This is a genomic window from Pseudomonas sp. SWRI111, from assembly GCF_014268555.1.
Taxonomy (GTDB): Bacteria; Pseudomonadota; Gammaproteobacteria; order Pseudomonadales; family Pseudomonadaceae; genus Aquipseudomonas; species Aquipseudomonas hamedanensis.
Map to the genome: position 1 here is coordinate 16,219 of NZ_JABWQQ010000026.1, position 16,312 is coordinate 32,530.

Below are 16,312 nucleotides of genomic sequence, written 5' to 3' on the forward strand. Positions count from 1 at the left end.
CAGAAGCGTGCATTTCTCCTTCGCGGAAAACGCCGCTCCAACAACAAATCCCTCCAGTGCAGGAGGGTTCGCAATTAAGGTTCGGCGCTCGACAGATGGATGTCGCCCGCTGGACGCTTGAGGAAACCTGCAATGACGACTCGTCAGCCACTGTATAAATCCCTGTATTTCCAGGTGATCGTTGCCATCGCCATCGGCATCCTGCTTGGTCACTTTTATCCGCAGACCGGTGTGGCCCTCAAGCCACTGGGTGACGGTTTCATCAAACTGATCAAAATGGTCATCGCGCCGATCATCTTCTGTACCGTTGTCAGCGGCATCGCCGGCATGCAGAACATGAAATCCGTGGGCAAGACCGGCGGCTACGCGCTGCTGTACTTCGAAATCGTTTCGACCATCGCCCTGCTGATCGGCCTGATCGTGGTCAACGTCGTGCAACCGGGCGCCGGCATGCACATCGACGTCACCACCCTCGATGCCTCGAAAATCGCCACCTACGTGACGGCCAGTAAAGACCAGAGCATTGTCGGTTTCCTCCTCAACGTAATCCCGAACACCATCGTCGGCGCGTTTGCCACCGGTGACATCCTGCAAGTGCTGATGTTCTCGGTGATCTTCGGCTACGCCCTGCATCGCCTCGGCTCGTACGGTCGTCCGCTGCTGGACATGATCGATCGCTTCGCCCACGTGATGTTCAACATCATCAACATGATCATGAAGCTGGCGCCACTGGGTGCGTTCGGTGCCATGGCGTTCACCATCGGTGCCTACGGTGTCGGCTCGCTGGTGCAGTTGGGCCAGTTGATGATCTGCTTCTACATCACCTGCATACTGTTCGTCGTGCTGGTGCTGGGCGCGATCTGCCGTGCTCACGGTTTCAGCGTGTTTAAGCTGGTGCGTTACATCCGTGAAGAGCTGTTGATCGTCCTGGGTACGTCCTCGTCGGAATCGGCGCTGCCACGCATGCTGATCAAGATGGAGCGTCTGGGCGCGAAGAAATCGGTTGTCGGTCTGGTGATCCCGACCGGTTACTCGTTCAACCTCGACGGTACTTCGATCTACCTGACCATGGCGGCCGTGTTCATCGCCCAAGCGACTGACACCCACATGGACATCACCCACCAGATCACCCTGTTGCTGGTGCTGCTGTTGTCTTCCAAAGGCGCGGCGGGCGTGACCGGTTCGGGCTTCATCGTTCTGGCCGCTACCCTGTCGGCGGTCGGCCACCTGCCGGTTGCCGGTCTGGCGCTGATCCTCGGTATCGACCGCTTCATGTCCGAAGCCCGCGCGCTGACCAACCTGGTCGGTAACGCCGTAGCGACCATCGTCGTGGCCAAGTGGGTCAAGGAACTGGACACCGACGTGCTGCAAGCCGAGTTGGCTTCCGGTGGCCGTGGTATCTCCGAAGAGCGTGAAGAAGACGACCTGGGTGTGGCTGAAGGCCCAACCCCGAGCAATGTGAAATAAGCTGTATCTGGTAATACCTTGTGGTGAGGGAGCTTGCTCCCGCTGGCGCGCGCAGCGGCCCGCTTTCAAAAAGGGGCCTGCTCCGCAGTCCAGCGGGAGCAAGCTCCCTCGCCACATGAATAGAAAAAACCCGCTTCGGCGGGTTTTTTCTTGCCTGCGATTAAACACAGGGTTTGAGCACAACGGTCACACTCGCTGACATTTGCGGTGATTGCCGCATCGACGATGGCTGCCTAGGCTGAATGGATCGCCCAAGGAGTTCGCCCATGTCCGCACCGCTGGCCTCACTGAAAATTCTCGATTTCTCGACCCTGCTGCCGGGGCCGTTCGCCTCGTTGCTGCTGGCGGACATGGGCGCCGAGGTGCTGCGCATCGAATCACCGACGCGCATGGACCTGCTGCGCGTACTGCCACCCCACGATGGCGGGACATCGGCCAGCCATGCGTATCTGAACCGCAACAAGCGCAGTCTGGCGCTGGATCTCAAACAGCCCGAAGCGCTCGAGATCATCCAGCAATTGCTGGGCGAGTACGACATCGTTCTGGAGCAGTTTCGGCCCGGGGTGATGGAGCGACTGGGCCTGGGCTATGAAGCGTTGAAAGCGATCAATCCGCAGTTGATCTACGTGTCCATCAGCGGCTACGGCCAGACCGGGCCGTATCGTGATCGCGCCGGGCATGACATCAATTATCTGGCGCTGGCGGGACTTGCCAGTTACACCGGCCGCGCCGACAGCGGGCCGGTGCCTTTGGGCATGCAAGTGGCGGATGTGGCGGGAGGCTCGCTGCACGGGGTGATCGGCTTGCTGGCGGCGGTGATCGCCCGGCAGCAGAGCGGGCAGGGCACGCACCTGGATGTGAGCATGACCGACTGCGCATTCAGCCTCAATGCCATGGCCGGCGCGGGTTACCTGGCCTGCGGCGCGGAACCGGGCCGCGAAGACCAGATGCTCAATGGCGGCAGCTTTTATGATTATTACCGTACGCGGGATGGGCGCTGGATGTCGGTGGGCAGTCTCGAACCGGCGTTCATGCAGCAATTGTGCGCAGCGCTTGGCCGGCCGGAGCTGGCGGCGCAGGGATTGTCGCAAAGGGCTGAGCAGCAACAGGCGCTGAAGCACGCATTGCAGGTCGAGTTTGAGCGGCATGACTTTGCCGAACTGTGTGAGTTGTTTGCCGGGGTTGATGCCTGTGTCGAACCGGTGCTGAGTCTGGGCGAGGCGGTACGCCATCCGCAGTTGCAGGCGCGGGGGCTGGTGACGCAAGTGCCGCGCGGCGATGGCACGACACAGGCGCAGATGGCTTGTCCGTTGAAGTTTTCTCAAGCGCTGCCGGCGCCGCGACATGTCGGCGCGGGGTTGGGGCAGCATACCGATGAGGTGTTGAGGGAGTTGGGGTTTAGTGCTGAGCGGATTGCTGAGCTGCGTTCCACCAAAGTGATTCTTTAATGCATGTGCTGGCCCCTTCGCGAGCAGGCTCACTCCTACAGGTGGAGCGCATTCCAAATGTAGGAGTGAGCCTGCTCGCGATGGGGCCAGCCAAGACAACACAGAAACCAGCTATTCCACCCGCATCTCACCACTGAACACCAACGTCGTGCGGCACCGCCGGCAGAAATACCGCCGCCCTTGCCTGACCAGGCTATGGCGCTGTGCCGAAAACGCAAAGTCGCTGTCCGGGCATGGGCATTTATAAATGTAGCGGGTGACTCTGCGCCGCTGGATTTCATAGGTGTGGCAGCGGTCCGGCGGCAGTTCGTAAACCCCACGCATGATCAGTTGCCATTCCTCGCCGTGGGGCTGGATGCGGTCGCCAAACAATTGATGGGCGATCAGGTGTGCGACTTCGTGGGCCACGGTCTGCTTGAGGAAATGTTCGGTGTTTTCGCGGTACAGCTGCGGATTGAAGCGCAGCAGGTTCTCGTGCAGATGCGCGACACCGGCTTTCTGCCCGCGCAGCTTGAGGCTGACCACGGGGCGTTTGAAGGAACGTTTGAAAAAGGATTCAGCGAGTTGGTAACAGTCTTCGACGCGGGTATTGAGTTGCTCGGGCATGCTTGATGGATCTCCAGAGACGTCGAGTATGCCGCAACCCCGCCGACTTGCGAATCGCTGACCTGCCGAATGGTCATCGCCCCAAGAAGAAGGCCGCCTTGCGGCGGCCTGTGTGGGCAGATGTTGTTTTTTTCAGGCGTGAATCAAGCTAGTTGGTATACACCGGGCCAACGCCCAGGCCCCAGACGATCACGGTGAACGCCATGATCGCCACCAGGACCACCAGGCCCACCGCCAGCACCGAACTGGAGAACAGAAAACCTTCGTCCGGCGGGATGTTCATGAATGTCGGCAATCCCACATACAGCAGATACACCGTGTAGCAGATGGCCGCCGTGCCGACGATCATGCCCAGCCACATGTGCGGATACAGCGCCGCCAGACCGCCGACGAACAGTGGCGTGGCGGTGTAGGTGGCAAAGGCCACGCAACGGGCCAGGCTCGGATTGGCGTCATAGGTGCGCGCCATCCAGTGCACAAAAGCGCCCATGACCGCGACCCCGCCAAGCATCGCCAGGTACGACATGATCGTCATCCACAGCGCGCTCTCCAGAGTGAGCATCACCGGCGCGCGGTTGCCGATCACCCAGCCGACCTGAGTGGTGCCGATAAACGCCGAGACGGCAGGAATCGCCGCGAGAATCAGCGTGTGGGTCAAGTACATGTGGCTGATGCTTTCTTCTTGGTCGCCACGGATCTCCTTCCATTCCTGATCGGGGTGGGTAAACAGTCCCACTACGTGATGGATCATGCCATTCACTCCTCTTGTTATTGCCATCGCCCCCCAGCGGAGCGCCTACGGGCCAAGGTGGCCGAGCAAATACAGGTCTTCAGATGTGTGCGACCTTATGTCGCAGTATAGAAAGGTCTTAATCGCACCGGTATCCGGGGCTTAGAGCAAATCGCGCTGTAAACGGCGGAAGTAATCGCCTCGCGGTCTTGCGGGGAAGGCATTTTTGAGGTTGAAATACTTTTGTGGCGAGGGGATTTATCCCCGTTCGGCTGCGCAGCAGTCGCCAAGCCATTCACCGCGCAGTGTCAGGCAATACGAGTTCTCAGGTTTTGGGGCTGCTTCGCAACCCAGCGGGGATAAATCCCCTCGCCACAGATGCTTCGCGCTACTGGGGTTTTTGCGTAAAATGCCGGCCCTTCGTCACACCTCACGGATTTCGCGTCATGGGCACTCTTACGGTCAATCAGAACAAACTGCAAAAGCGCCTGCGCCGCCTGGCGGGCGAAGCGGTCGCCGATTTCAACATGATCGAAGACGGCGACAAGGTCATGGTCTGCCTGTCCGGGGGCAAGGACAGCTACACCATGCTCGACGTGCTGCTGCACCTGCAGAAGGTGGCGCCGATCAAGTTCGAGATCGTCGCGGTGAACATGGACCAGAAACAGCCGGGCTTCCCCGAGCACGTGCTGCCGGCCTACCTGAAAGAGCTGGGCGTCGAATACCACATCGTCGAAAAAGACACCTACTCGGTGGTCAAGGAACTGGTTCCGGAGGGCAAGACCACTTGCTCGCTGTGCTCGCGCCTGCGCCGCGGCACGCTGTACACCTTTGCCGATGAAATCGGCGCGACGAAAATGGCCCTCGGTCATCACCGCGACGACATCGTCGAGACGTTTTTCCTCAACATGTTTTTCAACGGCACGCTCAAGGCGATGCCGCCGAAACTGCGCGCCGACGACGGCCGCAACGTGGTGATCCGTCCGCTGGCGTACTGCAACGAGAAGGACATCCAGGCCTACTCGGACCTCAAGCAATTCCCGATCATCCCGTGCAACCTCTGCGGCTCGCAGGAAAACCTGCAGCGCCAGGTAGTCAAGGAAATGCTGCAGGATTGGGATCGCAAAACTCCGGGTCGCACCGAGTCGATTTTCCGCAGCCTGCAGAACGTGGTGCCGTCGCAACTGGCCGACCGCAATCTATTCGACTTCGCCAGCCTGAAGATCGACGAGACCGCGGCTTCGCGTTTCGTCAATGTCGTCAACCTGTAAACCCGATTAAACATGTGGGAGCGGGCTTGCTCGCGAAGGCGGTGTGTCATTCAGCAAATATGTTGATTGACCCGACGCCTTCGCGAGCAGGCTCGCTCCCACAGAGATTTATCAGTTTCATTCAATAGGAGAGGGCATGCGCGATTACAAGTGGCTGCACGAATACTGTCTGAACCGTTTCGGTTCGGCGGCTGAACTGGAAGCCCATCTGCCCGTTCCCAAGACGCCTGCACAACTGCGCAAGATCAGCGACGACCGCTACCTCTCGACCATGGCGCTGCGGGTCTTTCGCGCCGGGCTCAAGCACAGTCTGGTCGACGCCAAGTGGCCGGCGTTCGAAGAAGTGTTCTTCAAATTCGATCCGGAAAAAGTCGTACTCATGAGCGCCGAACACCTTGAGCGCCTGATGCAGGATGCGCGGATCATTCGCCACTTGGGCAAGCTCAAGAGCGTGCCGCGCAATGCGCAGTTCATCCTCGATGTGGAAAAGGACAAAGGCAGTTTCGGCGCACTGATCGCCGACTGGCCGGTGACCGATATCGTCGGTCTGTGGACCTACCTGAAAAAGCACGGCCATCAATTGGGCGGGCTGTCGGCACCGCGGTTTTTGCGCATGGTCGGCAAGGACACCTTCGTGCCGAGCTACGACGTGGTCGCGGCACTCAATGCGCAGAAGATCGTCGACAAGGTGCCGACCAGTCAGCGTGACCTGGCGATTGTGCAGGAAACGTTCAATCAGTGGCACGAACAGAGCGGCGGGCGGCCGATGAGCCAGATTTCGATGATGCTGGCCTATACCGTCAACCATTGAGTCCGCGTCGTCCCGTTCGCGAGCAGGCTCGCTCCCACATTTTGGAATGCGTTCTTCTGTGGGAGCGAGCCTGCTCGCGAAGGCGTCAGATCAGGCGACGCTGACCTCACCCTCGCCAGCCAATTTGCGATTCAACTGGTACCGCCAGCGCACATACAACAGCGCCGAGCAGAACACCGCCAGGCTCGCCGCCATTTCCAGCAGGCCGAACAGCTGCCGGTGCGGGTCATACGCCGCCAGTGCGCCTTTGATGAAATACAGGTTGACCACAAAACACATCCACGAATGCCCGCGGGCGCTGCCCATGATCATCCCCGGGGCGAGGACCAGCCACGGGATCAGCTCGACCAGCAGAATCACCCACGGCCGGGCGCCATGCAGGTCGGCGAACAGCAGGTAATAAGCCGCCAGCAACCCGGCGAGGGCGAAAAAGCTCAGCAGGCTGAGCACGCGCATGGCCTTCACCCGTGGTTCAAGCCACGCCACCGAGGGCAAAATCTTTGCCTTCTTCGCCATCTCAGCCCACCAGCTTCTGCGCGGTTTTCGCCAGACGCAGTCCCAGTGCGCGGCACAGCGCCACTTCGTGCTGATCCAGCCCGTTCTTGCCATCGGAACCGGCGTGATGGCTGGCCCCGTATGGCGTACCGCCGCCTTCGGTTTCCAGCAAGGCCGATTCGCTGTAGGGCAGGCCGGTGATCAGCATGCCGTGGTGCAACAGCGGCAGCATCATCGACAGCAGGGTGGTTTCCTGACCGCCGTGCAGGCTGGCGGTGGAAGTAAACACGCCGGCCGGTTTGCCAACGAGGGCGCCGGTCAGCCACAGGTTGCTGGTGCCGTCGAGGAAGTACTTGAGCGGCGCGGCCATGTTGCCGAAACGTGTCGGACTGCCCATGGCGAGGCCCGCGCAGTTTTTCAGGTCATCGAGCGTGGCGTAGAGCGCACCTTCATCAGGAATGTCCGCCGCCACGGCTTCGCATTCGGTTGAAATCGCCGGCACGGTACGCAAACGCGCTTCCAGGCCAGCCTGCTCGACACCACGGGCAATCTGCCGGGCCATCTCGTTGGTCGCACCGCTGCGGCTGTAATACAGAACCAGAATGTACGGCGTGATCATGGCAACAACTCCAATACGTTTTCCGGTGGGCGACCGATGATGGCTTTGTCGCCGGCTTCGAGAATCGGCCGCTCCATCAGTTTCGGGTGCGCGGCGATGGCGTCGATCAATTGCTGCTCGCTGAGGCTGGCATCCGCCAGGTTCAGGGTTTTGTATTCCTCTTCGCCGCTGCGCAGCAACTGCCGCGCGCTGATCCCGAGCTTGCCGAGCAGGGCCTTGATCTGCTCGGAGTTCAGCGGTGTTTCGAGGTAGCGCACCACGGTCGGCGTCAGGCCGCGAGCTTCGAGCAGCTCCAGCGCGCCGCGGGATTTCGAGCAGCGCGGATTGTGATAAAGCGTCAGATCGGTCATGGCGGGTCGCTTCTGGCGTAAAGTGGCGGCTATTCTAACTGTGCGGCGCGCAATCCAGAACCGTCAGAGGCGATGGGTCGCAGGCGCTTTCTCATTTTCACAAGGAACACGGCATGACACGGCGATTGGCAGCGGCATTGACGATTCTCGGGGCGTTGATGCTGGGGGGCTGCGGCAATGATTACGGGATCGACCAGAACGGCCAGAAGGTCGCGTCCGAGCGTCTGGACAAACAATGGGTGGTGCTCAATTACTGGGCGGAGTGGTGTGGTCCGTGCCGCACGGAAATTCCTGAACTCAACCATTTGGCTGAGGAACTCAAGAGCAAGAGCGTGGGTGTGTTCGGGGTCAATTTCGACAACGTACAGGGTGAGGAATTGAAAAGCGCCAGCGAGAAACTGGGCATCAAGTTCACCGTGCTGGCGCAGGATCCGGCGGAGTTGTTTGACTTGCCGCGCAGTGAAGCGTTACCGGTGACGTACATCATCGACAACAAGGGCAAGGTGCGTGAACAGTTGCTGGGTGAGCAGACGGCGGCGGGGGTGATGGCGAAGCTGGAGGCTTTACAGTCCAGCCAATAAGCCGGACGAGTTCTGTGGCGAGGGGATTTATCCCCGTTGGGCTGCGTCGCAGCCCTGAGTTTGCAGTTTGCCTGGAACTGCGCAGGGGGCCGCTTCGCGACCCAACGGAGATGAATCCCCTCGCCACAAGTAACCCCTGTGGGCATAAAAGGGGTTTAACCCTCTTCCAGCCACCAACGCAGCGGCTTGCCTTCTGCCGGCCAGAAACGCATCTGTTCGATCGGCGAGATGTCCCAGCGCTCGACCTTTTCCAGCGCCTGCAGGAAGCGTTGCTCCTGCTCCATCAACGCCGGCGCGCAGAGTTTGCGGGTCTTGCCGATCTTGCCGAAGGTCAGTTTGTCGCCCTCCAGCGTATACGGCGCGAACCAGTGGTTGCAGCCGCCGTTGCCGTAGGCGCGACCATCGTCGCCAAGGGTCACGGTCAGATGGCTGTAGTCCATCAGCGGCCGTTCGCCGATCCATTCCAGAATGTAGCTGCGGTTCTGCTGCAGTTGTACAGGCTCGGCGGCGCAACCGGCGAGACCAGCACCGACCAGAGCGGCCAGGGCCAAGCGTTTCATCATGCAGGCTCCTGGCATTTGGGGCACAGGTGCTTGTCATCGACGGCTTTCCAGCCCAGCTCGGCGATGCGCGCCGTGGCTGCCGGTTTTTCTGCGGATTTGCCCAGCTTGGCGTCCACCGCGAATTCGAAGCTCAGTTCCTTGGCGCAGCTGTCGCAATTGACCTGCCAGGTGTGAATCGCCAGTTCGCCGAACAGCGGGCCGGTGGTCATCGCGGTCCATTGGCCCGGCGGGTTGATCAGGTGGCGGACGGTGTCGACGGTCAGGCGCATGGACAAATCCTTGCTGCCTTTGAGCGTGACCAGCAGGACATCACCGATGCGGATCGAGCCACCGTTGCCGGTGACCTGATAGCGGCCCGGAACCAGGGCGCGGCATTCGGTGAGGGTGTGTTGCGGGTTCATCAGGGTGTAGCGAAAATCGTGTTCGACCATGGGTCCTCCAAATATGCGCGACATGCTAGCACGGGCTCGATGACAGAATGAGGGGCACGTGCGACCTTCGATCCGGTTCAAATGAGCCGACAGTCATGGCAAACTGCCGGCCCCGAATCTGAAGGAACGGAACATGGCGCTGATCGAATGTTATGAATGCAAGCGGAGCATCAGTTCCGAAGCTCTGGTGTGTATTCATTGCGGCGCGCCGATGGCCGAACACGCCGCCATGCAAGCGCAGTCCGTTGCGGCATCCCCCCAGGCGTCGACGATTTCGTTCGGCAGCCTGCCACGCAACAATGCCGTGCCCGAGGCTTTTGTCGCGCCGCTGGCCGAACCTCTGCCCAAAGTGATGCCGGCAGCGGCCGGGCGCCGCCGCCGTCAGCAGGCCGCAGAGCAGGCGCTTCAGGCGCAGCAACCGGTCAACGCCGACGGCAGCCGTCCGGTGGAAGGCTGGCTGAAAATCATGGTGTTCCTGTTGCCGGCGTTTTTCGTCTGGTTCCTGTTGCGCAAGGGCCATTCGAGCAAGCAGCGCCTGCTCGGTTTCGGTTGGCTGGGCTTGCTGATCCTGGCGTCCTCGCTGAGCAAATAAGGCGCTCAGCCCTCGACCTGGTTCTGCGGCTCACCCGCCGCCCAGGCTGCGATGTTGTGCAGCGTGGTCGCCGCGATCGCGCCCAGCGCTTCGCGGGTCAGGAAGGCCTGGTGCGCGGTGATGATCACGTTAGGAAAAGTCAGCAAGCGCGCCAGTACATCGTCCTGCAACGGCAGATCGGAACGGTCCTCGAAAAACAGCTGCGCCTCCTCTTCATACACATCCAGTCCCAGATAACCGAGCTGGCCGTCCTTCAAGGCGTCGATCAGCGCCGGTGTGTCCACCAGACCGCCGCGTCCGGTGTTGATCAGCATGGCGCCCGGCTGCATGTGCGCCAGCGAGTCGCGGTTGATCAGGTGTCTGCTTTGCTCGTTGAGCGGACAGTGCAGGCTGATGATCCGCGATTGCGCGAGCAGCTCCGGCAGGCTCAGGTACCGCGCACCCAAGGCCAGGACATCAGGGTTGGGATACGGATCGTGGGCCAGCAGCTCGCAGCCGAAACCGTGCATGATCTTCGCGAAAGTCGCACCGATCTGTCCGGTGCCGACGATGCCGACGGTTTTGCCGACCAGATCGAATCCGGTCAGACCGTGCAGGCTGAAGTCGCCTTCGCGGGTGCGGTTGTAGGCGCGATGCAGACGCCGGTTGAGGGCAAGAATCAGCGCCACGGCATGTTCGGCCACGGCATGGGGCGAGTAGGCCGGAACGCGCACCACCGACAATCCCAGACGTTTCGCGGCCAGCAAGTCGACATGGTTGTACCCGGCCGAGCGCAACGCGATCAGCCGCGTGCCTCCGGCTGCCAGACGTTCCAGCACCGCAGCGCTGAGGTCATCATTGATAAAGGCGCAGACCACCTCGTGCTGCTCGGCCAGTGCGGCGGTGTCGAGGCTGAGCCGCGCGGCCTGGAAATGCAGGTCGATGGCGGCCGGGCAGTCGGCGGCGAGAAAGCTGTCGCGGTCGTAGGTCTGGCTGCTGAAAACGAGGGTGCGCATGGAATCCTCCTGGAACATCGGCGCGGACGGAAAGGTCCGCGCCCACTGTAGTGCAATCGGCGCAGCCGGCATTGCCGTGGATCAGGCGCCGATCCTGGCCTGCGCCGCGAGGCGATTGATCGAACGCTCCAGTTCGTCGAGGGCGGCGGCGGATTTCGGATCGTCCTGCTTGAGCAGTGTTTCGCTGCGCTGGCAGGCGGCGCGCAATTGCGGCACACCGCAGTAGCGGGTGGCGCCATGCAGGCGATGCACGCGTTCGAGCAGGGCGTTGTGGTCGTGACTGTCACGCGCCGCCCGGATGGCTTCGCGGTCGGCTTCCAGTGACGCCAGCAGCATCGCCAGCATGTCCGCGGCCAGATCCGCCTTGCCGGCCGCCAGACGCAGGCCTTCTTCGTGATCGAGGACGAGCAGCTCATGGTTGCCCGCCGCACTGTCGCCGGGCCGCTCCGGCGCTTGATTACGCAAGGCCAGCCCGGTCCACTTCAGCACCACCTGCGCCAGTTGCCGCTCGCTGATGGGCTTGGTCAGGTAATCGTCCATGCCGCTTTGCAGCAGCGCGCGTTTTTCGTTGGCCATGGCGTGGGCGGTAAGGGCGACAATCGGCAGAGGCGTGCAATGCCGTTCACTTTCCCACTGGCGAATGGTTTCGGTGCTTTGCCGGCCGTCCATGCCCGGCATCTGCACATCCATCAGCACCAGATCGAAGGACTCGGTCTGCACCGCCTTGACCGCCGCGTAGCCGCTTTCCACGGCGAGTACCCGCGCGCCCATGTCTTCAAGCAGGGTTTGCACCAGCAGGAGGTTGGCCGGATTGTCGTCGACACACAGCACCCGCGGCGCCCGGCTCGACAACGGCTCGCTCGGTTCATTGCGCGGCTGGCGCGGATTGACCAGATCGGACAGGGCACGCCGCAGCTTGCGGGTGCAGGCCGGTTTGGCCTGCAACTGGCTGTGCGGGTTGGGCACCGACAGGTGAAACAGCGTCTGCTCGGTGGTCGGGCACAGCACCAGCACTTTGCAGCCGAGGTGTTCGAGGTCCCAGATATGCTGATTCAAGCGCTCCGGCAGCATGTCGTTGCTGGTGATGCCAATGACCGCCAGGTCGATCGCCTGATCGGTCTGGTGCGCGCCGGTGACCCCGTTGCTCAGACTCTCCAGGGTGTTGAACGGCGTGACGTCGAGGCCGCAGTCTTCCAGTTGATGCTGCAACGCCTGACGCGCCAGTTCGTGATTTTCCAGCACCGCGACGCGCCGTCCCAGCAGCGGCGCGGCGGGCAAGTCTTCGGCATCGTCGCGGGTCTTGGGCAGGCTCAGGCTGATCCAGAACTCCGAGCCTTCGCCCGGGGTGCTGTCGACGCCGATCTCGCCGCCCATTTGCTCGATCAGGCGCTTGGAAATCACCAGCCCCAGACCGGTGCCGCCGGGTTGGCGCGACAGCGAATTGTCGGCCTGGCTGAAGGCTTGAAACAACGCGCGCACGTCCTGACTCGACAAGCCGATGCCGGTGTCCTGAATGCTGATGCGCAATTGCACGCTGTCTTCGCGTTCGTCTTCAAGCATCGCCCGGGCGACGATGGTGCCTTCGCGGGTGAACTTGATCGCGTTGCTCACAAGGTTAGTGAGGATCTGCTTGAGCCGCAGCGGATCGCCGACCAGCGACAGCGGCGTGTCGCGGTACACCAGACTGACCAGCTCCAATTGTTTGGCATGCGCGGCCGGGGCGAGGATGGTCAGGGTGTCCTGCAACAGATCGCGCAGATTGAACGGAATGTGGTCGAGCACCAGTTTGCCGGCCTCGATTTTCGAGAAGTCGAGAATCTCGTTGATGATGCCCAGCAGGCTGTCGGCGGATTTTTCGATGGTGCCCAGGTAATCGAGCTGACGCGGGGTCAGTTCGCTTTTCTGCAACAAGTGAGTGAAACCGAGGATACCGTTGAGCGGCGTGCGGATCTCGTGACTCATGTTGGCGAGGAATTCTGATTTGATCCGGCTGGCTTCCAGGGCTTCTTTGCGGGCCAGGTCCAGTTCGATGTTCTGGATCTCGATGGTCTCCAGATTCTGCCGCACGTCTTCGGTGGCCTGATCGACGCTGTGCTGCAATTCTTCGCGGGCGTTCTGCAGGGTACCGGCCATGCGATTGATCCCCGAGGCCAGCTCATCCAGTTCGTGGCTGCCCAGCGGTGGCAAACGGGTCTCCAGGTGACCATCCTTCAGTTGCGCGACGGCCTGTTTGATCTGGCTCAGCGGATGGTTGATGGTTCGGCCCATGCGCAATGCCAGCAGGGCGGCACCGGCGAGGCCGGCAGCGATGAGCAGCAGACTGGCGAACAGGCTGCGATAACCACGCAGCAACATGCCGTTGTGCGACAGTTCCAGCTCGACCCAGCCGAGCAGGCGGTCGGATTCGGCGGGAATGACTTCCCCGGCCAGGTTGCGGTGCTTGCCGAAGACCGGCATCAGGTAACGGGTCGCATCGTTGCCGCTGCGCCGTTGCAGTTGCGCACTGTCGCCGTTCGGCGCCTGGTTGAGCATGGTCGGGCCAGCATGGGCCAGGGGCGAGCGGTCCGGAGCGAGGAAAGTTACTGCGCGCACGTCGGGTTGTTCAAGCGATTGAGTGGCGATGCGTTCGAGCAGATTGGCATCGCCGTGCCCCATCGCCGGTGCCACCAACGGCGCCAGTTGCTCGGCAATCATTTCGCCGCGCTGCATCAATTGGCTCTGCAGGTCGGTCTGCTGCGTCCAGGTGAAATAGCCACCCAGCACCAGCGCCATCAGGCTGGTCGGCAATAAGGTCAGCAACAGTACGCGACCTTTGATTCCCAGTTTCTTGAGCACGCCTATCTCCCGCATCCCGCTGATCTGTTGACACATGCGTGCATCCGGCACGCGACATGGTCGCAGTGTAGCGATTTGCAGGCGGGCAATCTTGCGGAAAATGCAGGGTCACGTTCGCGCTCGTTCGTCCGGCAGACGAACCTTGTGTTGCCCGCTGTCGGACAATCTTGAATAATCCGCCAACTGAGAATTACTTGCAGATACTCATGACTCCTGTTTCCGCCACCCAGCCACGCATCCTTTCCATTGAAGACGATCCGGTCCTCGGCGCCTATGTGCACGAGCATCTGGGCCGTAGCGGCTTTGAGGTGACCTGGTGCCAGAACGGCCAGGAAGGCCTGAACATCGCCCAGCGCCAGCCGTTCGACGTAGTGCTCATGGATATTCTGCTGCCGGGGCTCGATGGCCTGAACCTGCTGACGCAACTGCGCCAGAGTCATTCGACGCCGGTGTTGCTGATGTCGGCGCTGGGGGCCGAGGCCGATCGCATCAGTGGTTTTCGTCTCGGCGCTGACGACTACCTGCCCAAGCCGTTCAGCATGGCCGAGTTGCACGTGCGCATCGAGGCGATCCTGCGCCGGGTGGCGCTGGATCGGCGTCCGCCCGTCGTGGCCGCTGCGATGGCCAGCGGCACCTTGCGTTTCGATGAGGAACAATGCGAGGTGTTTTTCCGCGAACAGGCGGCCGGGCTGACCCGCAGCGAATTTCGATTGCTCGAAACCCTGCACCGCAACAACGAGGAAGTGCTGAGCAAAGCCTTCCTTTATCAACATGTCTTGCAGCGCGGCTACGCCGCCCACGACCGCAGCCTCGACATGCACATCAGCCAGATTCGCCGCAAACTCAAAGCCATCGGTTACACCGAGCGCGAAGTGCGCACGGTGTGGGGCAAGGGTTATGTCTTGAGCGCCGCCGATGAAACTGTCTGAGCTGCCGGGGCGGCATTCGCTGTTCTGGAAGCTGGCATGTCTGCTGGTGGCGTTCTGTCTGCTGATGATCTGGCTGAGCTGGTCGTGGGGCCGCTACATGGAGGAGCGCAATCAGTTTCTTTCCAATGAAGCGCGCAGCACCCTCAGCCGTTATGCCGCACAGGCCGAGCAGGCGTGGCAGCGCGGCGGGCGCAATGGCGTCGACGACTGGTTGCAGGGCATGCAACTGCGCGAGGCCAGTTGGGTCGGCGTCATTGGCGCTGATTTGCAGTCGCTGAGCAGCGAGCCGTTGAACGCGGCAGAAGTGCAGCACCTGACGTTTCTGCGCGGCCTCGATTGGCCGATTCACAAGAAAGGCCGGCCGTGGCTGCGCGTGCCGTTTCCCCAGGATCCTGCCGCCGGCATCCTCGTTATCGAATTGCCGGAGCGCTTTATCCCGGGCAAATACCGGGTGTTCTGGCGGGTCATTACCAACGGCGTGATTCCCGGGCTGTTCACCTTGATGCTCTGCGTCGGCCTGTATCGGCTGCTGGTGGTGCCGCTGAACAACCTGCGCGAACAGGCCAACGCCTGGCGCGCCGATCAGTTGAACGTGCGCCTGTCGAGCGGCATCACCCAGCGCCCGGATGAACTCGGCGAGCTGGCGCGAGCGTTCGATTCCATGTCCGAACGTCTGCAATCCACCGTCACCCTGCAACAGCAATTATTGCGCGACCTGTCCCACGAACTGCGCACGCCGCTGAGTCGCTTGCGCGTGGCCAGCGAGAGCGAGCAAGAGCTGCTGCAATTGCGTCAACGCATCGGCCGTGAAGTCGACGGCATGCAGCGGCTGGTCGAGGACACCCTGCAACTGGCCTGGCTGGACACCGACCGCTCGCCGTTGCCGGACGAAGCGATACAGATTCAGGCACTGTGGGAAATGCTCACCGACAACGCCTGTTATGAAAGCGGCTGGCCGAGCTTGCAGTTGCAATGCACGGTTGAAGCGTCGTGCTGGGTGCGCGGCAACCTCAATACACTGGCGCAAGCGCTGGAAAACATCCTGCGCAACGCCATTCGTCACTCACCCGAGGGTGGGATCGTGCGCCTCGATGGTCGGCGCGATGGCGAGTATTGGCATTTGTGGCTGGAGGACCAGGGTGGCGGAGTCGCTGAAGAGGATCTGGAGAGGATCTTTTCGCCGTTCATTCGACTCGACGGCTCGCGGCCGGGGGATGGTGGGTTTGGGCTGGGCTTGAGCATTGCGCGCAATGCGGTGCAACGGCAGGGTGGGTTGCTTTGGGCGCAGAACAGCGGGGAGGGGTTGCGGTTGAATTTGCAGTTGTTGGCTGATGATGGTGTTGCTCACGCGGACGCTATCGCGAGCAGGCTCACTCCTACAATGGATTTGCGTTCACCGCAGATCAGTTGAACAACATAAATCCCCTTGTAGGAGTGAGCCTGCTCGCGATGTAGTCCATTCGCGCGCCGTATCCTGCTGACTTGACGGAGCGCTCGTCTTTTTCTGTATGACATTTCCCAAGCTGCACCAGCGGTCATTTTGAGCTTCCCGAACGGTTTAGGCTCGTGCTTCACCTAACCTTCAAGGA

At 61.3% G+C, this 16,312-nt stretch carries 17 protein-coding genes and 1 pseudogene; 8 read left to right on the forward strand and 10 right to left on the reverse strand.

Going from position 1 to position 16,312, the window contains the following annotated elements; genetic code table 11:
* Nucleotides 1-132 precede the first annotated feature (132 nt).
* Together HU755_RS23575 and HU755_RS23580 are read left to right on the forward strand one after the other, a co-directional pair.
* Nucleotides 133-1,467, forward strand: a complete 1,335-nt coding sequence (locus tag HU755_RS23575; protein WP_186551719.1) for a dicarboxylate/amino acid:cation symporter — start codon at nt 133-135, stop codon at nt 1,465-1,467.
* Nucleotides 1,468-1,733: 266 nt separating this feature from the next.
* Nucleotides 1,734-2,915, forward strand: a complete 1,182-nt coding sequence (locus HU755_RS23580; RefSeq protein WP_186637022.1) for a CaiB/BaiF CoA-transferase family protein — start codon at nt 1,734-1,736, stop codon at nt 2,913-2,915.
* A gap of 111 nt (nt 2,916-3,026) precedes the next feature.
* On the opposite strand, the gene HU755_RS23585 is transcribed toward HU755_RS23580, so the two are convergent.
* Both HU755_RS23585 and HU755_RS23590 read right to left on the reverse strand, forming a co-directional pair.
* Nucleotides 3,027-3,521, reverse strand: coding sequence for a SprT family zinc-dependent metalloprotease (locus HU755_RS23585; protein ID WP_186551721.1), 495 nt, complete (start codon nt 3,519-3,521; stop codon nt 3,027-3,029).
* Between the two features lie 148 nt (nt 3,522-3,669).
* Nucleotides 3,670-4,272 (reverse strand): Yip1 family protein, encoded by a 603-nt coding sequence (locus HU755_RS23590; RefSeq protein ID WP_186551722.1) that lies wholly within the window; start codon nt 4,270-4,272, stop codon nt 3,670-3,672.
* A 425-nt stretch (nt 4,273-4,697) separates the two neighbouring features.
* Between HU755_RS23590 and ttcA the strand changes: the two genes are divergently transcribed.
* Complete coding sequence (gene ttcA / locus HU755_RS23595; RefSeq protein WP_186637029.1) at nt 4,698-5,522, forward strand: tRNA 2-thiocytidine(32) synthetase TtcA; 825 nt, start codon at nt 4,698-4,700, stop codon at nt 5,520-5,522.
* 9 nt (nt 5,523-5,531) lie between these two features.
* Here ttcA and HU755_RS27815 read toward each other — a convergent pair.
* A pseudogene (locus tag HU755_RS27815) lies at nt 5,532-5,630 on the reverse strand (metal ABC transporter ATP-binding protein); the annotation flags it as partial.
* A 28-nt stretch (nt 5,631-5,658) separates the two neighbouring features.
* Between HU755_RS27815 and HU755_RS23600 the strand changes: the two are divergent.
* Nucleotides 5,659-6,333, forward strand: coding sequence for a DNA-3-methyladenine glycosylase I (locus HU755_RS23600; protein ID WP_186637030.1), 675 nt, complete (start codon nt 5,659-5,661; stop codon nt 6,331-6,333).
* A 90-nt stretch (nt 6,334-6,423) separates the two neighbouring features.
* Here the strand turns inward: HU755_RS23600 and HU755_RS23605 are convergent, their stop codons facing one another.
* Genes HU755_RS23605 through arsC form a run of 3 tightly spaced genes read right to left on the reverse strand, consistent with a single transcriptional unit; the run spans nt 6,424 to nt 7,797 of the window.
* Nucleotides 6,424-6,849 (reverse strand): DUF2069 domain-containing protein, encoded by a 426-nt coding sequence (locus HU755_RS23605; RefSeq protein ID WP_186637031.1) that lies wholly within the window; start codon nt 6,847-6,849, stop codon nt 6,424-6,426.
* A 1-nt stretch (nt 6,850) separates the two neighbouring features.
* Nucleotides 6,851-7,447: an NAD(P)H:quinone oxidoreductase gene (gene wrbA / locus HU755_RS23610; protein WP_186637033.1), complete on the reverse strand. Its 597-nt coding sequence runs from the start codon at nt 7,445-7,447 to the stop codon at nt 6,851-6,853.
* The gene (arsC, locus tag HU755_RS23615; protein WP_186637036.1) at nt 7,444-7,797 is read right to left on the reverse strand and encodes an arsenate reductase (glutaredoxin); all 354 of its coding nucleotides are present in this window, start codon (nt 7,795-7,797) and stop codon (nt 7,444-7,446) included. The genes wrbA and arsC overlap by 4 nt, the downstream gene beginning before the upstream one ends.
* 113 nt (nt 7,798-7,910) lie before the next feature.
* Between arsC and HU755_RS23620 the strand changes: the two genes are divergently transcribed.
* Nucleotides 7,911-8,378 carry a TlpA disulfide reductase family protein gene (locus tag HU755_RS23620; protein WP_186551728.1) on the forward strand — a complete coding sequence of 156 codons (468 nt, stop codon included), beginning with the start codon at nt 7,911-7,913 and terminating at the stop codon, nt 8,376-8,378.
* A 155-nt stretch (nt 8,379-8,533) separates the two neighbouring features.
* On the opposite strand, the gene HU755_RS23625 is transcribed toward HU755_RS23620, so the two are convergent.
* A complete protein-coding gene (locus tag HU755_RS23625; RefSeq protein ID WP_186622231.1) occupies nt 8,534-8,938 on the reverse strand; it encodes an META domain-containing protein in 405 nt (134 codons plus the stop codon).
* The gene (locus HU755_RS23630; protein ID WP_186637038.1) at nt 8,938-9,372 is read right to left on the reverse strand and encodes a hypothetical protein; all 435 of its coding nucleotides are present in this window, start codon (nt 9,370-9,372) and stop codon (nt 8,938-8,940) included. The genes HU755_RS23625 and HU755_RS23630 overlap by 1 nt, the downstream gene beginning before the upstream one ends.
* 133 nt (nt 9,373-9,505) lie before the next feature.
* On the opposite strand from HU755_RS23630, the gene HU755_RS23635 reads away from it, so the two are divergent.
* Entirely contained in the window at nt 9,506-9,964 is a 459-nt protein-coding gene (locus HU755_RS23635; RefSeq protein WP_186637041.1) for a hypothetical protein, read from the forward strand.
* A 5-nt stretch (nt 9,965-9,969) separates the two neighbouring features.
* Here HU755_RS23635 and HU755_RS23640 read toward each other — a convergent pair whose 3' ends face one another.
* Together HU755_RS23640 and HU755_RS23645 are read right to left on the reverse strand one after the other, a co-directional pair.
* The gene (locus HU755_RS23640) at nt 9,970-10,959 is read right to left on the reverse strand and encodes a 2-hydroxyacid dehydrogenase (RefSeq protein ID WP_186637045.1); all 990 of its coding nucleotides are present in this window, start codon (nt 10,957-10,959) and stop codon (nt 9,970-9,972) included.
* A gap of 81 nt (nt 10,960-11,040) precedes the next feature.
* Entirely contained in the window at nt 11,041-13,794 is a 2,754-nt protein-coding gene (locus HU755_RS23645; protein ID WP_186637048.1) for a response regulator, read from the reverse strand.
* Between the two features lie 206 nt (nt 13,795-14,000).
* Between HU755_RS23645 and HU755_RS23650 the strand changes: the two genes are divergently transcribed.
* Together HU755_RS23650 and HU755_RS23655 are read left to right on the forward strand one after the other, a co-directional pair.
* The gene (locus tag HU755_RS23650) at nt 14,001-14,723 is read left to right on the forward strand and encodes a response regulator transcription factor (RefSeq protein ID WP_186637051.1); all 723 of its coding nucleotides are present in this window, start codon (nt 14,001-14,003) and stop codon (nt 14,721-14,723) included.
* The gene (locus tag HU755_RS23655; RefSeq protein WP_186637054.1) at nt 14,710-16,134 is read left to right on the forward strand and encodes a sensor histidine kinase; all 1,425 of its coding nucleotides are present in this window, start codon (nt 14,710-14,712) and stop codon (nt 16,132-16,134) included. Before HU755_RS23650 ends, HU755_RS23655 begins: the two co-directional genes overlap by 14 nt.
* Nucleotides 16,135-16,312 lie beyond the last annotated feature (178 nt).